Here is a 19,017-nt window from a genome sequence, read left to right as displayed (position 1 = left end):
TGCCCGACACCTTGAAATCTCACCAATCGGAGTCCCGATGACCTCCCTACCCATTCTTGGCGCCGCCATGACGCTGGCCGACCTCGAAATCCACCGTGGCTGGCTTCTCGAAAAACAGCGCGACCTGGAACTGCAGAGCTTCGCCGACGCTGATGTCCTCAATGGCGATTGGGCATCGCTCGCCACCCGCGCCAACAAGCTTCTCGACGGACATGAAGGGCGGCTCGGCATTCACGGGCCTTTCTGGGGCTTCACCATTGCCTCGCAGGACCCCGAAATCCGCAATGTCGTCAGCAAACGTCTCATCCAGGGTATCGAGGTCTGCGCCGCCATCGACGCCACGCATATGGTCGTTCACAGCCCTTACACGACCTGGTCCTATAACAATCTCGACAACAATCCCGGCGAGCGGGAGAAGATAATCGAGTACTGCCATCTGACGCTGCGCGATGCCGTCAGGCAGGCCGAGAACATCGGCTGCACAATGGTTTTGGAAAACATCGAGGACAAGGACCCGCACATCCGCGTGGCATTGGCGGATAGTTTCAACTCGCCTGCTGTCGCCGTGTCGATCGACACCGGCCATGCCTATTACGCCCATGTCTCGACCGGTGCCCCGCCGGTTGATTACTATATACACGCCGCCGGCAATCGCCTGCGTCACGTCCATCTGCAGGATGCCGACGGCTATGCCGATCGCCACTGGAGCCTTGGCGAAGGTACGCTTCCATGGCGATCGGTCTTTGCCGCGCTGGCGAAACTCGAAAGCAATCCGCGTCTCATCATCGAGATCAGGGACAAGTCGAAGATCCCCGCTTCGGCGGCCTATCTCGCTTCGCTCGGCATTGCCGAGTGAGGCACTAGCCTGCCTCGCTATCGATACAAATCCGCGCGCGTTGGCGGCAGGCCGCTTGGCCCCCGCGCGCGCTTGGTGGCAACGGTCTGGAAAATCTGCGCCGAGCCGCGATCGAAGGTGATCGAGCAGCCGGTCAGGTAAAGCAGCCACAGCCGCGCTTTGGGTTCGCCGACCTCGGCGATGGCCTCGTCGAAACGCGCATGCAGGCGCTCGGCCCACAGCCTGCAGGTGCGGGCATAATGTTCGCGCAGATTCTCGACGTCGGCGATGAGAAAGCCATGCGCCTCGAGATTGCCTGTTGTCATGCCGATCGTGTCGACCTCGCCGCCGGGGAAGATGTATTTGATCAGCGCCTTGTATTCCGCGCCCTTGCGCAACGTCTTCCTGGTGCCGCCCTTGCCGCGCCTTGTGATGGCGTGGTGCAGATAGATGCCGCCCGGCTTCAGCAGCCGGTGGACGGTCGAGAAATAAGTGGCGTGGTTGGCGAGGCCGACGGCTTCGAACATGCCGATGGACGAGATCTTGTCATAACTCCCGTCGAGCTCGGTGTAGGACTTGATGTCGATGGTGATCTTGTCCTCCAGCCCCTCAGTGCGGATGCGCTCGCGCGCCAGAAGGGTTTGTTCCTGCGACAGCGAGACGCCATGGCCGATGGCACCATAGTGCTTGGCGGCATGGATCAGCATCGCCCCCCAGCCGCAGCCTATGTCGAGCAGCCGGTCGCCCGGCTTCAGCCTGAGTTTGCGGCAGATATGGTCGAGCTTGTCTTTCTGCGCCTGGTCGATGCCATTGGCGAAATCGGTGAAGTAGGCGCAGGTGTAGACCATGCGCTCATCGAGGAAGAGCCGGTAGAAGGCGTTCGAAATGTCATAGTGATGTTCGATCGCTTGCTTGTTGGACCCGCTGACGAAGGGATTGCGGCCGGCAAGATCGGCCCGCTTCGTCATCTGCCGTCGCGAGAACAGGACGGCGGGCAGGTCGCGCAGGATCGCCAGCTTCGGCAACGCCTTCAACCGCAGTTTTCTCTTCGAAGGCAAGGCATAGAGATCGAATAGCGATCCGTCCTCGACGTCGATCGTCCTGGAAATCCACATCTCGAGCAGCGTTGAGAAATTCGGCCGGCGGGCCAACTGCCAGACGATATCCTGATCGTTGATGGCAAGCACCGGACCGCCGGCGGGACCGATCCGCTCGCCGGTCCACAGCCTGACGGCAAAGCCTGGCTGCAGGGCCTCGATCACAGTTCGAACGATGCGCGCTGCTCTGTCGGTGGCGTCCATGCTCGTTCCCCAACGGCCCGATGCCCGATCTTGGCCGTTTGAGCCGTGGATCGCAAGCCGAAGCACGGGATACGGCTAGACGCATTTTTCCGACAAGGCGCCTTTTTCAGCATGGCACTTGTCATTTGCTGCGACGCACCCAATCATGAGTGTGTGTTCAACAAATCGAAAGGAGGTGATCCGATGTCGAGTGATTTCGTTTTCCAGAACGTGGCCTCGCAGGATTGCACTTTCGGGAAGCAGTCTTCCCGTTAAGGCGCGAGATGCGCGGCGGGTAACCCCAAGGGGTTGAAGCCACAGGCCGCGCCACGGACGGAAACACGGAAGGCCGCCAGCTTCGAAAGAAGCGGCGGCCTTTTCCTTTTGCGCTATGTCCTATTTCGTCAATGCAAGGGTTTCGATGTTGCGGGCGATCGTCTGAAAGGCGGCATCCAGTTCGCCGCCGTCGGCAGCTTGGTAGAAGTGCTTGACCGAACCGGTATCGGGGCTGGCGCAATTCTGGAGTGTCGAAGCGGCATTCGGCTCATCGAGTTTGAAGCCGATCGTGAAAATCTCTATGCCTTTGTCACGCATGGCAGCACAGAGTCTTGTCGCCGCCGTGCGGGTCGTTTCCTTGCCGGCATCATTGTAAACCTCGCCAACGCTGGTGGCGTCGAAATAGGACAGGTTGAATTCGCCGTCCGTCATAAGGATCGCGTACTTGCCAACCTTCTTTGGATCGAACTTGGCTGGCCGCTGCGAAGCATTGAGCACGCTGCCCCAGCTTTCCGAGAGCATGTACCATGTCCACTGGACGCCGATATGGCCGGCGGTTCCGCCTGAAGCGACAAGATCCCTGATGACATTCTTGAGCGTGGTGGCATCGGCCGTCAAAGGGACGAGTGCGGCGATCGGGCAAGCGGCGGTGCGTGTATTCGTTGCAAAGCCCGACAACAAAAAGTCGCGATTGACCATGCTGGAGTCAGGACCCGCATCCGAATACTGATCGACCCCCTTGCGTTCGGTGGCGCAATTGTCTGGGCGCGGCGAAGCCGAAGCGAGCTGGGCACTTGCATTGCCGGGCGCCTGTTTGCGCTGGCTGGCGTTGGTTTCGACGTAAACGCTGCTGGCGGCAAGCTGACCCGCATTGACCGAATTGGCATAGGGCACGATCGAAACACGCACCCGTGGCTTGTTTGGATCCTGGCTGCCCAGGAAACTGTCCACCGCATTGGCCGCGGCGGTCTTCAGGTCCTTGATTTTCTGACCGGCCATCGAGCCGGTGACATCGAGCATCATCGCGACCTCGATGGTCTTGTCCGAATAGAGCGATGTCGTCGACGCGGTGACGCGCCTCGTATCGCCGCTGCCGAAAATCGGGAAGAACAGGGGGACATCGACATGGGCATCCACCTGCACCGTCTTGGCGATCTTGTCGACGGCCAGCTGATCAAGGACGATCTGGCCGGGCTGCAGAATTCCGGCGGCGTCGTTGGCGTCGAGAAAAGCTTTCACCGACTTGTTGGCATCGGCTTCCTTGATGACCCCAGTCGTCAGGTCCCGCGCCGTTGACGTGACAGCCGCGTCGACCACGCCCTGCAGGCTCGATCTGGCGTTGTAGAGCTGCGCGATGTTGACCGAGAAGCCGGCGGCTAGCGCCAAGACCGAGGCAGCAAGGCTGAACAGGATTGCGAAATTTCCACCGCTGTGTCTGGCGAACCCGCCGACCGCGTGAACAAGACCCCCGTAATTTCGCATCCAACAGCCTCCGCATGCCTCGGCCTCGTCGCCGCAATGAAGGCAATGCAGGATTCCAGCCGAACGACGCCCGCAACGCGCCAGAGCCGGCTCGTCGTTCCCAACCCGCTGTTTTTACTGGATTTCGCTCTTTACCAAGGTGAATGACCGGTAAACGGGGAAACGCGGCTTCGGCCGTGTTTACGAACCGCTTACCATGCCCGAATCCTGGCAATCGCGGAACGCTTAGCGGCGTCCTGTTGCGGCACAGGCCTGCTGTGCCGAAGCGGACCAACTGTCCCGCGATTGCGGGGACGCTAAACGGTGCAAAGGACTACGCCAGCATCTGCGCGCTGGCCGTCCTGTCGATGCCGTGATGAGGCGGATTGAACAGATTGCCTTCCTGTTCATAGGTCCACACCTTGAACAGACTGAGCCGGTGCGGTCCGAAGCTGTGCAGCAAGGGCACGTCGGTGGCATCGCGGCCGCGCGCGATGACGACGCGGCCGGTCCTGGGCTGGTTATGACGTGGATCGAACGTGTACCATTTGCCGTCGAGGAAGACTTCCATCCAGGCCGAGAAATCCATCGGCGCCGGATCGGCCGGCACCCCTATGTCACCGAGATAGCCGTTCACATAACGCGCCGGAATGTTCATGCAGCGGCAGAGCGTGATCGCCAGATGGGCGAAGTCGCGGCACACACCAACCCGTTCCTCATGCGCTTGCGCGGCCGTACGGGTCGAGCGCGCGTAGCCATAGCCGAAAGACAGCCGGTTATGGACATAGTCGACGATCGCCTGCACCCGCGCCCATCCCGCGGGGACTTGACCGAACAATTGCCAAGCCATCCCGCTGAGATGATCGGTCTCGCAATAGCGACTGCCCAGGAGATAGATCAATGCCTCGTCGGGCAACTCCGCCACCGGCACTTCCCTGGCCAGCGTATTGACCTCGTCCGTCTCGCCACCGTCTTCGACGACGGCATCATAAAGGATACGAAAGCCGCCGGCGGGCGCGGTAAAACGGCGGCAGGCGTTGCCGTGCACATCCTGGTAGAGCTTCGTCGGCACCGAGGGCGATGTCAGAACGCGCGTTTGCCGCTTGATATCGGCCTGCCTGTCCTTGTGGATCTCGAGCAGCGAAATCACAGGAGTGGCTTCGGTGCATTCAATGGCGATTTCGTAGCCGAGCCGGATCAGCATTGCAGGTCCCCTTCGATCGTCAGGAAAAACAGTTTTGGTCAAACGTCGCAGGTTTGCAGTGGTTCCCTGGACCGTCGAAAAGACGCGGCCGCGCCTTCCCATTCAAGCGCCTGGACGTTACGGTTGGGCGCTCCCTCGACACCTTCCCTATTTCAAGGAAAACAATGTTCGCAGGCAGAAAATTCGCCGCCTTCCTCTTCGACATGGACGGCACCGTCATCAATTCAATTGCCTCGGCCGAGCGAGTCTGGAGCGATTGGGCGCGCCGCCACGGCCTCGACGTCGCGGCGTTCCTGCCGACCATCCACGGCGTGCGGGCAATCGAGACGGTCGGCCGCCTTGGCCTTCCAGGCGTCGACCCCGCGCACGAAGCCGACCTGCTGCTGAAGGCAGAGGCCGCCGATCTGGATGGCATTCTCCCGATCACTGGTGCCGTGGCGTTTCTCAAGACGCTGCCGCCGGAGCGCTGGGCGATCGTCACGTCAGCGCCGCGCTCGCTGGCGCTTGCCCGCATGAAGGTTGCCGGCATTCCTGTCCCCGCGGTCCTCGTGGCAGCAGAAGATGTTTCGCACGGCAAGCCGGCACCCGACTGCTTCCAGCTAGGTGCAGAACGGCTGGGCTTTGACGCGCGCGATTGCCTCGTGTTCGAGGATGCGCCAGCCGGCATCGCGGCGGCCGAGGCGGCGCAAGCTTCGGTCATGGTGATCAACGCCACGCACCAGCATCCAATCGCGACGCCGCATCCCGCGATTGCGGGTTACGACAATGTTGGCATCACCGTGGATGAGGGCGGCTGGCTTGCACTGGAGCCTCGGCGCAACGCCGCCTAAAGATGTAGCGCAACGCCCGTCTAATGGTGTGTTGAGATTCAGGTCAGGCCGAGTCGAAAGCGATGGTTTCCGAGAACCGGCCTTCGCCGGCCGGAGCCTTCATAGAGCGGAGGCATTTCTGAGGGCTTCGGCCGGCGAAGGCCGGAGCGGAGCATACTAAAGTACGTGAGCACCGGAAGCGCAGGAAACCAACGCTTGCAGGCCGGCCTCACCTGAAATCAGCATACCTTAGAAGTCGCTGGTCAGGCCTTTGACCTCCCAGTCGCCGTAGCGGCCGGGCTCCTTGCCGCCACGGCCGCCGATCTCCTTCGGCAGCGTGGCTTCCTTCTCGCGGTATGCGGTGCGCCGTGCCTCGGCCTCGGCCAGCGCGCGACGGGCGGCAGGTATCAGCTCTTTTGGCAACGCGTCGTCATCCGAGCCGGCGGGCGTTTTACTGGTTTCATCGGTCATGCGATATTCCCCGCAGATTGAAACAGAGACGGGCGTTTCCCATCATATAGCCATGAACCCACGCATGACCCCGAAAATCGCAATCGATTTTCGGAAAGGATCATGCGCAAATTAAAGTCTACAGCGTCCTTTGCGCGTCCGAAAGGACGCGCGGCGCTGTAACGATCGACCCCTTTTCACAGCTATCTGGACAGGAGCAGACGATGAACACCATTCGCACCGCCATGCTTCTGGCCGCCATGACGGCACTGTTCATGGGCGTCGGCTTCCTGATCGGCGGCTCGGGCGGCATGATGATCGCTCTGGTGATCGCCGCCGGCACCAATCTGTTCAGCTACTGGAATGCCGACAAGATGGTGCTGTCGATGAACCATGCCGTCGAGGTCGACGAGAAGAACGCGCCGGAATATTACGCCATCGTCCAGGCATTGGCCAAGCAGGCCGGCCTGCCGATGCCCAGGACCTATCTGATCGACAATCCACAGCCGAACGCCTTTGCCACCGGCCGCAACCCGCAGAATGCGGCGGTCGCCGCCTCCACCGGCCTGTTGCAGCGACTAACCCATGAAGAGGTCGCGGCCGTGATGGCGCACGAGCTCGCCCATGTCCAGCATCGCGACACGCTGACTATGACCATCGTCGCCACCTTTGCCGGCGCCATCTCGATGCTGGGCAATTTCGCCTTTTTCCTCGGCGGCAACCGCAACAACAGCCCGTTCGGCTTTGTCGGCGTGCTGGCGGCGATGATCGTGGCGCCCTTTGCCGCCATGATCGTGCAGATGGCGGTCAGCCGCACCCGCGAATACGAGGCCGACCGGCGTGGCGCCGAAATCTGTGGACACCCACTGTGGCTGGCGTCCGCCCTTGACAAGATCGCCCGTGGAGCAGAACGCATCCCCAACCCTGATGCCGAGCGCAATCCTGCGATGGCGCATCTCTTCATCATCAATCCCTTGCACGGCGAGCGTATGGACAGCCTGTTCTCCACCCACCCGAGCACTGACAACCGAATTGCCGCCTTTCAGGCGATGGCACGTGACATGGCCGGCAGCGGCACTCAGGCCGTGGCCTCGCGCCAGGCGCCGGCGCCTCGGCAGGCCGAGGACGCGCAGCCGTCCGGCCCATGGGGCAAGGCTCCGCAATCCGAGCCGCCGACAGCGCCAGAAAAGCCCAAGCCCAATCCGTGGGGTCGCAACCCGACCGGGCCCAAAGGCCGGTGGTCGTGAGCGTGGGAGCGCCTCGACGTACAGGCTCTGGTGATCAGGACCATAAGGACGGCGGCGAATTCGTTGCCGGTCTCGCCGCCCGCAAGGCGGCGGCGCGGCTGCTCGCTGCCGTCATCGACGCAAGAACGCCTTTGGACGGTTTGACCGACCACGAGAACGGCCACCCCCAATACAAGGCGCTCGATCTGCGTGACCGTGGCCTGGTGCGCGCCATCCTGGTCACCGCATTGCGCTTCCGCATGACCATCACGGGGCTGCTGGCAAAGCGGCTGGAAAAACCGCTGCCGCCCAACGCCACCGCTTTGTCGCACATCCTGCATGTGGCGGCGGCGCAGATCCTGTTCCTCGACATTCCCGACAGCGCCGCTGTCGATCTTGCCGTGACGCACGCCAAGTCCGATCCGCGCACGCAGCGCTTCTCCGGCCTCGTCAACGGCGTGCTGCGCACGCTCGCGCGGATCAAAGAGAGCGAGCTTCCGACAGCCCTGGCCGCGACCGACGAAGCGCCAAAATGGTTCTCCGACCGGCTGAAGACCACCTACGGCGCCGATAAGGCGAAGCTAATTCTCGAAGCCCATCGCGTCGAGGCGCCGGTCGATTTCTCGGTCAAGGCCGATCCCGAACTCTGGGCCGAAAAACTCGGCGGTATCGTGCTGCCGACCGGCACGGTGCGCGTGGAAAATCTTGCCGGTGCCGTCACCGAACTGCCGGGCTTCGCGGAAGGCGCCTGGTGGGTCCAGGATGCGGCGGCAAGCTTGCCGGCACGACTGTTCGGCGATGTCAGGGGATTGCGTGTTGCCGACCTCTGCGCCGCACCCGGCGGCAAGACCGCCCAGCTCATTCTCGCCGGTGCCAGGGTCACTGCCGTCGACACCTCGAAGAACCGGCTGGCACGGCTGGCGCAGAATCTCGACCGCCTTGGCCTCTCCGCCGACATCGTCCAGGCCGATCTCATCAAATACGAGCCGGAAGAACTGTTCGACGCCGTGCTGCTCGACGCGCCGTGCTCGTCAACCGGCACGGTACGCCGGCATCCCGACGTGCCATGGACCAAGACGGCGGCCGATGTCGAAAAGCTCGCGGACCTGCAACGCAGGCTGCTCGCCCGCGCCGTCACGCTGGTCAAGCCCGGCGGGCGGATCGTCTTTTCCAATTGCTCGCTCGACCCGCTCGAAGGTGAGGATCTCCATCGCGCTTTCCTCAAAGCGACGCCTAATGTGGTTGACGATCCGCTGCGGCAAGGCGAGATCGCCGGCATCGATTCGTTTCTCACGAAACAAGGCACACTGCGCACCACGCCCGCCGATCTCGACCTCGGCGCGCCGGAGCGCTCGGGCCTGGATGGCTTCTTCGCCGCGCGCATGCGTCGAGCCGGATAAAGGCTTAACTCACAGGATTTGCTGACTTTTTTAGGGAGGGTGTGGGGCGCCTAGCCCCTCCCCAGGAATTCGCCTTCGCACGACTCGTTCAATCATGTAAACTCGGCGCCGGGGTAGAGGACGTTCAGGAGGGGTTTTGGCACTTGCTGCCGGCAACACGACGCGTCTGTGGACGCTCGTCGCGAAGGAGTTCTGGCGCAAGACGCGCCGGCGCCTCCGTGCCGGGCCGGTCTATCGCTGGCGCTATTCCGGGCGCACGCCCGAACGCGTCCTGATCGCGCCGCCGGACCTGCGCCTCGCCGACCCGCAGATCGCGCTTGAGATCTATTACGGCCGCTATCCCCTGTCGGGGCATCTGGTCGAAACCGGCGGCAAATCGCCGTTCCAGATCAACGTGCCCAATCATGGCTGGCAAAAGACGCTGCATGGCTTTCGCTGGCTGCGCCACATGCGCGCCGCCGGCACCGAGCTTGCCGCCGCCAACGCCCGCGCGCTGGTATCCGACTGGATCGCCATGCACGGCAACAACATTGCCGGCGTCGCCTGGGAGCCAGGGACGACGGCAAAGCGCATCATCGCCTGGCTCCAGCACTCCTCCGTCGTGCTGCAGGGGGCCGAGTTCCCCTTCTACCGCGCCTTCCTGAAATCGCTGGCTGTCCAGATCCGCTACCTCAGGTCGATGGCGCGCGAAATGCCCGACGGCAAGGACCGGCTGCGCGCCCGCATCGCGCTGGCCTTCGCCGCCCTATCCCTGCCGGCACCAGCCTCGGCTCTGCGCGGCGCCACCCGCAACCTCGCCGATGAACTCAACCGCCAGATCCTCGCCGATGGCGGCCATATCTCGCGCAATCCGATGGCGGTTCTGGAAATCCTCGCCGACCTGTTGCCGCTGCGGCAGACCTATGCCAACCAGGCAGAAACCCCGCCGCAGGCGCTGATCGGCGCCATCGACCGCATGCTGCCGGCGCTGCGCTTCTTCCGCCACCAGGACGGCAGCCTCGCCCGCTTCAACGGCATGGGCGCCACCATCCATGACCGCATCGCCACCATCTTGCGCCATGACGACACCGCCGGCGCGCCGCTGCTGCACGCGCCGCATTCGGGCTATGAGCGGCTGTCGATGGGTGGCACGACCGTGATCGCCGACACCGGCCTGCCGCCACCGGTCGACGTGTCAAACGCAGCACATGCCGGCTGCCTCGCCTTCGAACTGTCGTCCGGTCGCCAGCACTACATCGTCAATGCCGGCATCGACACCTATGGCGCCGCCGAGTTCCGGCCGCTGGCGCGAGCCACCGCCGCGCACTCGACCGCCACCATCAACGACACCTCCTCGGCTCGCTTCAGCCATTCGATACGGGTCAACGACCTGCTCGGCTCGCCGCTGATCGGCGGCCCGCAGCACGTGCAGTGCAAACGTATCGACCAGAAGGGCGTTCACGGTTTCATCGCTCGTCATGACGGCTACGTCCCGCGGTTCGGCTTCCTGCACGAGCGCGAGCTGAAGCTCTCCTCCAATGGCAACGTGCTGGCCGGCAGGGACCGGTTCCAGCGGCCCGGCAATGCCGCGATCCGCAACAATGGCCGTGACTTCGTCACCGTGCGCTTCCATGTCCATCCCGACATCAACCTGCTGCAGGACGAGCACGATCGTTTGGTCCTGGCCGCCGATCAGGCCGATACCTGGGTATTCACCTGCGCGGAAGTCGTGCCTGAGGTTGAGGAATCGATCTATTTCGCCGGCCTTGGCGGCCCGCGCCGCAGCCGGCAGATCGTTCTTGCCTTCAAGGCCTCGGAGGTGACCGAAGTCCACTGGCAGCTGACCCGCACCAGCATCGCCGGCTATCCGGAAAACAACTGAGGCGGCCCAGGCCGGTTTGATTTCCCGATGTCATGTGCTACGGCGCGGGCATCCATCACACCAGCCGTGAAAGGCCGCCAGCCCATGGCCGTCGCCGCCAAGAACATTCCCGCACCGGATCTCGTTCCCGTCCGCCGTGCCTTGCTGTCGGTTTTCGACAAGACCGGCCTCATCGATTTCGCCAGGGCCTTGGCTGCGGCCGGGGTCGAACTGGTCTCCACCGGCGGCACCGCCAAGGCGATCGCAGAGGCGGGGCTGGCGGTGCGTGACGTCTCCGACCTCACCGGTTTTCCCGAGATCATGGACGGCCGCGTCAAGACGCTGCACCCTGCCGTGCACGGCGCGCTGCTTGGCGTGCGCGACGACCCCGAGCACGCGGCGGCGATGCGCAAATACGGCATCGAGCCGATCGACCTCCTCGTTTCCAATCTCTACCCGTTCGAGGAAGTCCGCCGCTCCGGCGCCGACTATGCCGCGATCGTCGAGAACATCGACATTGGCGGCCCGGCGATGATCCGCGCCTCGGCCAAGAACCACGCCTATGTCGCCATCGTCACCGACCCAGGCGATTATGCCTCGGTGCTGAACGCACTGGAGATGAACATCGGCTCGCTGTCGCTGGATTTCCGCAAGAAGCTGGCGGCCAAGGCCTTTGCCCGCACCGCCAGCTATGACGCGGCGATTTCCGGCTGGTTCGCCGAAGCGCTGGAGATCGAGCATCCGACCTGGCGCGCCTTTGGCGGCAGGCTGGCCGAGGTGATGCGCTACGGCGAGAACCCACACCAGAGCGCGGGTTTCTACGTCAATGGCGACAAGCGGCCGGGCGTCGCCACCGCGCGGCAGTTGCAGGGCAAGCAGCTCTCCTACAACAACATCAACGACACCGACGCCGCCTTCGAACTGGCCGGCGAGTTCGATCCCGACCACTCCGCGGCGGTGACGATCATCAAGCACGCCAACCCTTGCGGTGTCGCTGAAGGCACCTCGCTGAAGGAAGCCTATGGCAAGGCGCTCGCCTGCGACCCGGTCTCGGCCTTCGGCGGCATCGTCGCTGTGAACCGCACCCTCGATGCCGAGGCGGCGGAAGAGATCGTGAAAACCTTCACCGAGGTGATCATCGCGCCCGATGCGACGGACGAGGCAGTCGCAATCGTCGCGGCTAGGAAGAACCTGCGCCTGCTGGTTACCGCGGGCCTGCCGGATCCGCGCTCGCCCGGCACGACGGTCAAGTCCGTCGCTGGCGGCCTGCTCGTCCAGGGCCGCGACAATGCCGTGGTCGACGACCTTGAACTGAAGGTGGTGACCAAGCGTGCGCCGACGCCGACCGAAATGGCCGACCTGAGGTTCGCCTTCCGCGTCGCCAAGCACGTCAAGTCGAACGCCATCGTTTATGCCAAGGATGGCGCGACCGTTGGCATCGGCGCCGGCCAGATGAGCCGGGTCGATTCCTCACGCATCGCCGCCCGCAAGGCGCTCGATGCGGCGGAAGCCGCAGGGATGGCTGAACCGCTGACCAGGGGCTCGGTCGTCGCCTCCGACGCCTTCTTCCCGTTCGCCGACGGCCTGCTTGCCGCGGTAGCCGCCGGCGCCACCGCCGTTATCCAGCCGGGCGGCTCGATGCACGACAAGGACGTCATCGCCGCAGCCGATGAGCATGGCATCGCCATGGTGTTTACCGGTGTGAGGCATTTCCGGCATTAGGCGCCCCTTCCTTCTCCCACAAGGGGGAAGGAAGTGGCGCTACTCCGCCGGCCGATCCGCCGGATAGGGTGTGCGAACCAAAATCGCCATGCCGATCGCCAGGAACAGGATGATCGCAGCCATACCAAGCCGTGCCGAGCCGCTGAGCGCGGTGATGGTCGCCACCAGGAACGGTGCCAGAAAACTGGTCGCGCGGCCGGCCAGCGCATAAATACCGAAATAGCGGCCGGATTCCGCCGCCGTGACGCTGCGTGCCATGTAGGAGCGCGACGAGGCCTGCACCGGTCCAAAAGCCAGTCCAATCAGCAAGCCGTACAGGATGTAGGCCTTCTCGGCCGCCGTGCCGAACAGGCCACCTGAGTCGGCCGTCGAAAGCTGGATCAGGCCAAGCAGCGTGAAGCCCGGGCCGGTCGAGACGACGCCGACGGTGGCGATGGACAGCAGGACCAGCGAAATCATCACCACCGCCTTGGAGCCGAGAGCGGTATCCAGCCGGGCGGCGATCCAGCAGCCGAAGATGGCGACGACGTTGAGGATGATGCCGAACATGCCGATCTCGGTGATCGACCAGTGGAACATGCCCGCCGCGAACGTGCCGCCCAGCGCCAGCAGCGCGTTGACGCCGTCCTGGTAGATCATGCGGGCAACGAGGAAGCGGAAGATGCCGCCGCGCTTGCGCACCTCGGCCAGCGTCGATTTCAATTCCGACAGTCCTTCGCGCACCGCCGGCCCGATCGGAATGCCCTTGATGGCATCCGGGGTGAAGAAGAACATCGGCAGGATGAACAGGAAGTACCAGCCGGCCGACAGCGGCCCGGTGGCGCGCGCATCCTCGCCGAGCTTCGGGTCGAGCCCGAACAGCGGGTTGATGCCGATGATCGTCTTGCCGGTTTCGGGCGAGCCCGCCAGACATGTGACGACGAAGATCAGCGCGATCATGCCGCCGAGATAGCCAAGACCCCAGGCCATGTTGGAGATGCGGCCGATCTCGCTCTTCGGCACCAGCCGCGGCATCATGGAATCGTTGAACACGGTGGAGAATTCGGCGGCCACCGACGCCAGCGAGAACAGCGCCACGATCAGAAACAGGTTCGAGCCGGGCGCTGCAAACCAGAGCAGAGTGAGGCTGCAGATCTTGATCGCCGCGAAAAACCCGATCCACGGCTTGCGCGGCCCGGTCTGGTCGGCGATGGAACCGAGGATCGGCGACAGGATCGCGATGACCAGGCCGGCGGCCGCGATGCCATAACCCCAGACAGCCTGGCCGGTGACTGGATCGCTCGCCATGCGCGAGACGAAATACGGGCCGAAGATGAAGGTGGTGACGACCGTGAAGAACGGCTGCGCCGCCCAGTCGAAGAACATCCATCCCCAGATGCCGCGCCCGGATGCACGCTGCACAGCTACCTCGGCCATATCCCCTCCACTCGCCTCATGTCGCTGGCGGTTTGCGCCATGTCTGCATGTTTTCCGACGGTCATGCAAACACAAGCGTCACTGGCACCAACCCCTAAATCCCGTTGTGGGGAGGTCGGACCGAAGGTCCGGGTTGGGGGTCGGCGCCGCCCCCACCCCGCTGCTTCGCAGCGACCCTCCCCACAAGGCGGAGGGTAAGCCTCACATCCCTGTCAGATCGCTCATCAGCCCGGATGCCACCGACAGCCGCGACACGGTGATGTCGCCGCCTTCAGTCAGCGCCTGCAGCCGCTCGCGGATGCGCGCCACCCGCTCACCGCCGGCCTCCAACCAGGCCGCCACCGGGTCCGCCGTCTTGGCGTGGCCGGTGAGTGCGGCCACCGCAATGCCGCGCCGCGCCGCGCCGATCGTGTCGGTGGCGCGGGACAAAGCGAGCTGATCATAATAGTCCGACGGCGTGATCGAGCGCGCCGCATCCTCGACACGCGGGATGCGGAAGGCATCGCTCACCGTGAAGAACGCCTTGGCCGCGGCGACGATGTCGGCATTGGCCATCCGCGCGGTCAGCGCGATGTCGGGGATCAGTTCCGCCACCTCGCTCAGCGCCAGTTGCTCGGCCAGCTTTTCCGGCGCGCCGGCCTTGAACAGCCCGTGCCGCTTCTCCTCGATGCGCTCGCGCGAGAAGGCCGGCAGCAGCGAAACCAGCTTGGGCTCCAGCGCCTTGCGCGCGTCCTGCAGTTCGGCGATGCGCTGGCCGAGCGGTGCCGTGCCGGCATCGTTCTTCAGGTACCAGCCGCTGGTCACGAAGATCAGCCGGCTCACCATCTGGTAGAGATCGAGCTGCACCTGGCCGTCGATCTGGTTGTCGAGCGCGTCGATCTCGCGATAGAGCGTCGGCAGCGCAAAGCCATCACGAACCACGGCGAAGGTGCGCACCACGTCGGCGGCGGTGCGCCCCGTGGCTTCCTGCAGCCGGTTGACGAAGGACGGGCCGCCGCGATTGACCAGGTCGTTGGCGACGACGCGGGCGATGATCTCGCGGCGCAGCCGGTGGCCGTGGATCTCGGTGGCGTATTTCTTCGCCATCCGGTCGGGGAAATAGCCCATCAGGTCGCGGTCGAAATGCGCGTCATCAGGCACGTCGCTGGCGACGATGTCGGAGAACAGCACGATCTTGGCATAGGCGAGCAGCACGCCAAGCTCGGCCCGGGTCAGCGGCTCGCCGCGCGCCTCGCGCTCGGCAAGGGCCGCCGGCGACGGCAGCGTCTCGACCACGCGATCGAGCAGGCCGCGTGCTTCCAGCGCCGTCATGAAGCGGCTCTGATGCGCGATGTCGGCGAGGCCGCGCTTGCGGGCGATCGAAAGCGCCAGCGTCTGCTGGTAATTGTTGGACAGCACCAGCGAGCCCACCTCCTCGGTCATCTCGGCCAGCAGCTTGTTGCGTGCCGGCCTGGTCAACGAGCCCTTGCGCATGGCCGACGCCAACGCGATCTTGATGTTGACCTCGACGTCGGAGCAGTTGACGCCGCCCGAATTGTCGATGGCGTCGGAATTGCAGCGGCCACCATTCAGGCCGAACTCGATGCGCGCGCGCTGCGTGACGCCGAGATTGGCGCCCTCGCCGATCACCTTGGCGCGCACGTCAAGCGCAGTGATGCGGATAGCGTCGTTCGCACGGTCGCCGACCTCGGCGTTGGTTTCGGTCGATGCCCTGAGATACGTGCCGATGCCGCCGAACCACAGGAGGTCGACCGGCGCCTTGAGGATGGCGGTCATGATCTCGACTGGCGTGGCGGTGGTCTTGGCCAAGCCAATCGCAGCTGCTGCCGCTGCCGGCAAGGTGATCGACTTCTGGCTGCGCGAGACGATCACGCCGCCTTCCGACAGCTTGGTCTTGTCGTAATCCTGCCAGCTCGAACGCGGCAGAGCGAACATGCGCTCGCGCTCGGCCATCGAGGCCGCCATATCGGGATCGGGATCGATGAAGATATCGCGATGGTCGAAGGCGGCGATCAACCTGGTTTTCGGCGACAACAGCATGCCGTTGCCGAACACGTCGCCGGACATGTCGCCGACACCGACGACGGTGAAGGGCGAGGTCTGGATGTCGCGGTTGATTTCGCGGAAATGCCGCTTGACCGCTTCCCAGGCACCCTTGGCGGTGATGCCCATCTTCTTGTGGTCGTAGCCCGCCGAGCCGCCACTGGCGAAGGCATCGTCGAGCCAGAAGCCATGCTTCTCCGAGATGGCGTTGGCGGTGTCGGAGAAGGTCGCCGTGCCCTTGTCGGCGGCAACGACGAAATAGGGGTCGTCCAGGTCACGCCTGATGACGCCGGCCGGAGGGATGACGCCGTCGAGGCCGATATTGTCGGTGATCGACAAAAGGCTGGAGACGAAATTCTTGTAGGCCGAAGTGCCGGCTTCGAAGATCGCATCGCGGCTGCCGCCCGCCGGCAGGCGCTTGGGGAAGAAGCCACCCTTGGCGCCGACCGGCACGATGACGGCGTTCTTGACCTGCTGCGCCTTGACCAGGCCGAGCACTTCGGTGCGGTAGTCCTGGGCGCGGTCCGACCAGCGCAGGCCGCCACGCGCCACCGGGCCGAAGCGCAGATGCAGGCCCTCGACTTCGGAACCGTAGACGAAGATCTCGCGCCACGGCCGTGGCGCCGGCAGTCCCTCGACCGCCTGCGATTCGAGCTTGATCGCCAGCGACTGGCCCTTCTGCTTCGTATCGGCAACGAAATGATTGGTGCGCAGCGAGGCCTCGATCAGATTGAGGTAGCGGCGGATGATGGTGTCGTCATCGATGTTGGGCACATCTTCCAGCGCATCCTTGATCTTGGCCTTGAGGTGCTTTGCCGTCACGACGCCTTCGCCCTCGGCCGCCGGGCCAAGCCTTGCGATGAACAGCGCATGCAGGCCGCGCGCGATGTCGGGATAGCGGTTGAGAGCGGCTGCGATGAAATCCTGGCTTTGCGGGATGCCGACCTGCTGCAGATAGCGGCCATAGGCGCGCAGGATGGTGATTTCGCCCGACCACAGGCCGGCGGTCTGGGCAAGGCCGTTATAGCCGTCATTGTCGACGTCGCCGCGCCAGACCGACAGGAACGCGTCCTCGAACAGCGCGCCGCCATCGGCGAGGTCGATCGGCTTGCCGTAGCTGTTCTCCAGTTCCATGTCGTGGATGAAGACCATCCCAGCCGAGTCGTCGCCAACCTCGAAGGTGCGCTCGCTGATGACGCGGAAGCCGATGTTTTCCAGCACCGGCACGCGCCGCGACAGCGCCACCGGGCTGCCATGGTGATAGATCTTCAGCGCCGCCTGATGCGGCTTCTGCTCGGCATGGCGATAATAGTCGATGGCGATCGGATTATCGGCGTTGATCTTGGCGATGCGCCCGGCATCAGTCAGCGCCACCGCCGCGCTGAACGAATCCCGGTAGCTTTCAGGCAGCCGCGCGGCGATGGCCGTCAACGCTTGATCACCGCCATCGGCGTCCGCCGCGTCGGAAAGGGCATCCTCCCAGGTGCGCACGATGTCGCGGATCGCCGCCTCGATCGTCGCCTGCTCGACCTTCGGTGTCTTGCCACCGGAGCGACCGATGATGAAATGCACGCGCGCCAGCCCACCTTCAGGGAAGGCCGGGTAGTAGGCCGACAGCCGGCCCTCGAAGACGGTTTTAAGATAGGCGCCGATCTTCTCGCGCACGACGCTGTCGTAGCGGTCGCGCGGCACGAAGACGAGGATCGAGACGAAACGGTCGAACTGGTCGGCGCGCACCAGAGCCCGCACGCGCGGCCGCTCGACCAGGCCGAGAATGGCCGCGGCATGTTTCCTCAGGATCGGCACCGGCACCTGGAACAATTCGTCGCGCGGATAGCTTTCCAGCACGTTGATCAGCGCCTTGCCGGAGTGGTCATGCCGGTCGAAGCCGGACTTGGCGATGATGGTTTCAGCCTTGGACCGGAGATACGGAATCTTCATCACCGAGCGCGTGTAGGCGGTCGAGGTGAACAGGCCGACAATGCGCAGTTCGCCGGCAAGCGTGCCCTTGGGAGTGTAGGTCTTGACGCCGATATAATCGAGATAGATGCGGCGGTGCACGGAAGACTTGGCATTGGCCTTGGTGACGATCAGCGGTTCCGGTCCATGCAGGAAGGCGCGGATCTCGGGCGTCGTCGTCACCGCTTCGGTGCCGCGCCTCAGCACCAGCACGTCAGGATCGCTGAGGATGCCGAGGCCGGGCTTGTCGGCGCGCTCCAGATTGCCGCTTTCCTCGCCGCCGGTGTATTTGAACTCGCGCATGCCGAGGAAGGTGAAATTGTCGTCGCGCAGCCATTCCAGGAAGGCGATCGCCTCGGCTACGCTCTTCTTGTCGAGCGGCACCGCCGAATAGCGGAATTCCGAGATCGCCTGATCAAGCCTGGCCAGCATCGGTCGCCAGTCGTTGACGGCGGCGTGAACTTGGCCGAGCATCTTGCGCAGCCGCTCGGTCAAGCCGTTCGCCGCCTCCGCCGTCAGCCGCGGGATATGGACGTGGATGACGCTCAGCCGGTCGTGATTGCCGTCGTCCTTGGCGAAATTGCCGTCGCCGAGAATCTCCTCGACGCCGCCCTTGCCATGGCGAACGGTGATGACCGGGTGGGTGACCAGGGTCGGTTCGCCTGATGTCTCGGTGATCTCGCCAAGGATGGAATCGAACAGGAACGGCATGTTGTCGTTGACGACGGTGATGACCGTCACCGGCCGGCCCTCGCGGGTGACGCCCGAATCGGCATCGACGGCAACGACGCACTCGCCCTTCTTGTGGCCGGCGACTGCCAGGCCGGCGAGATCGGCGGCGCGTTCGAGAGCGGCCGCGTCATAGGCGGCGATGTCTTCGGAAGGCGCGCGGGCGAGCAGATAATCGGCAAGCCTGGCCGGCTTTTCCTCCGTCTTTGTCGCGGATGTGGCTTTTTTCTTCGGCTTAGCTGCGGATTTCACGCTGGCCATGACGCTATTCCCTCCCGTCGAATGCTTTTACGACTATCGTAGCAGATGACCGCTGTTTGGCGACAAAGGTTTGACGGCTTGCCAAGAATTATCGGAATTCGGCGGC

At 64.0% G+C, this 19,017-nt stretch carries 12 protein-coding genes; 6 read left to right on the top strand and 6 right to left on the bottom strand.

Annotated elements, in window-relative coordinates:
* Window positions 1–37: 37 nt before the first annotated feature.
* Window positions 38–856: a sugar phosphate isomerase/epimerase family protein gene (locus tag ACZYHG_RS08860; RefSeq protein ID WP_464613463.1), complete on the top strand. Its 819-nt coding sequence runs from the start codon at window positions 38–40 to the stop codon at window positions 854–856.
* 17 nt (window positions 857–873) lie between these two features.
* Here ACZYHG_RS08860 and ACZYHG_RS08855 read toward each other — a convergent pair whose 3' ends face one another.
* From ACZYHG_RS08855 to ACZYHG_RS08845, 3 genes are all read right to left on the bottom strand, one after another.
* The gene (locus tag ACZYHG_RS08855) at window positions 874–2,136 is read right to left on the bottom strand and encodes a class I SAM-dependent methyltransferase (protein ID WP_464613462.1); all 1,263 of its coding nucleotides are present in this window, start codon (window positions 2,134–2,136) and stop codon (window positions 874–876) included.
* A 375-nt stretch (window positions 2,137–2,511) separates the two neighbouring features.
* Entirely contained in the window at window positions 2,512–3,873 is a 1,362-nt protein-coding gene (locus tag ACZYHG_RS08850) for a pilus assembly protein TadG-related protein (protein WP_464613461.1), read from the bottom strand.
* Window positions 3,874–4,186: 313 nt separating this feature from the next.
* On the bottom strand, window positions 4,187–5,056 hold the full coding sequence (locus tag ACZYHG_RS08845) for a transglutaminase-like domain-containing protein (RefSeq protein WP_464613460.1): 870 nt from the start codon (window positions 5,054–5,056) through the stop codon (window positions 4,187–4,189).
* Between the two features lie 164 nt (window positions 5,057–5,220).
* On the opposite strand from ACZYHG_RS08845, the gene ACZYHG_RS08840 reads away from it, so the two are divergent.
* Window positions 5,221–5,886 (top strand): HAD-IA family hydrolase, encoded by a 666-nt coding sequence (locus ACZYHG_RS08840; protein ID WP_464613459.1) that lies wholly within the window; start codon window positions 5,221–5,223, stop codon window positions 5,884–5,886.
* Window positions 5,887–6,114: 228 nt separating this feature from the next.
* Here ACZYHG_RS08840 and ACZYHG_RS08835 read toward each other — a convergent pair whose 3' ends face one another.
* Window positions 6,115–6,336 carry a DUF1674 domain-containing protein gene (locus ACZYHG_RS08835; protein WP_464613458.1) on the bottom strand — a complete coding sequence of 74 codons (222 nt, stop codon included), beginning with the start codon at window positions 6,334–6,336 and terminating at the stop codon, window positions 6,115–6,117.
* A gap of 203 nt (window positions 6,337–6,539) precedes the next feature.
* Between ACZYHG_RS08835 and htpX the strand changes: the two genes are divergently transcribed.
* The 4 genes from htpX (at window position 6,540) to purH (ending at window position 12,503) form a co-directional block, all read left to right on the top strand.
* Window positions 6,540–7,562: a zinc metalloprotease HtpX gene (htpX, locus tag ACZYHG_RS08830; protein WP_464613457.1), complete on the top strand. Its 1,023-nt coding sequence runs from the start codon at window positions 6,540–6,542 to the stop codon at window positions 7,560–7,562.
* Window positions 7,553–8,941: an RsmB/NOP family class I SAM-dependent RNA methyltransferase gene (locus ACZYHG_RS08825; protein ID WP_464613456.1), complete on the top strand. Its 1,389-nt coding sequence runs from the start codon at window positions 7,553–7,555 to the stop codon at window positions 8,939–8,941. The genes htpX and ACZYHG_RS08825 overlap by 10 nt, the downstream gene beginning before the upstream one ends.
* 136 nt (window positions 8,942–9,077) lie before the next feature.
* Entirely contained in the window at window positions 9,078–10,802 is a 1,725-nt protein-coding gene (locus ACZYHG_RS08820; protein WP_464613455.1) for a heparinase II/III family protein, read from the top strand.
* An 84-nt stretch (window positions 10,803–10,886) separates the two neighbouring features.
* Complete coding sequence (gene purH / locus ACZYHG_RS08815; RefSeq protein ID WP_464613454.1) at window positions 10,887–12,503, top strand: bifunctional phosphoribosylaminoimidazolecarboxamide formyltransferase/IMP cyclohydrolase; 1,617 nt, start codon at window positions 10,887–10,889, stop codon at window positions 12,501–12,503.
* A 39-nt stretch (window positions 12,504–12,542) separates the two neighbouring features.
* Here the strand turns inward: purH and ACZYHG_RS08810 are convergent, their stop codons facing one another.
* Window positions 12,543–13,919 carry an MFS transporter gene (locus ACZYHG_RS08810; protein WP_464613453.1) on the bottom strand — a complete coding sequence of 459 codons (1,377 nt, stop codon included), beginning with the start codon at window positions 13,917–13,919 and terminating at the stop codon, window positions 12,543–12,545.
* Window positions 13,920–14,120: 201 nt separating this feature from the next.
* Window positions 14,121–18,911, bottom strand: coding sequence for an NAD-glutamate dehydrogenase (locus ACZYHG_RS08805; protein ID WP_464613452.1), 4,791 nt, complete (start codon window positions 18,909–18,911; stop codon window positions 14,121–14,123).
* Between the last annotated feature and the right edge of the window lie 106 nt (window positions 18,912–19,017).

The sequence above is a fragment of the Mesorhizobium subarcticum genome (assembly GCF_055456085.1).
This window is presented reverse-complemented; position numbering and strand designations above follow the sequence as displayed.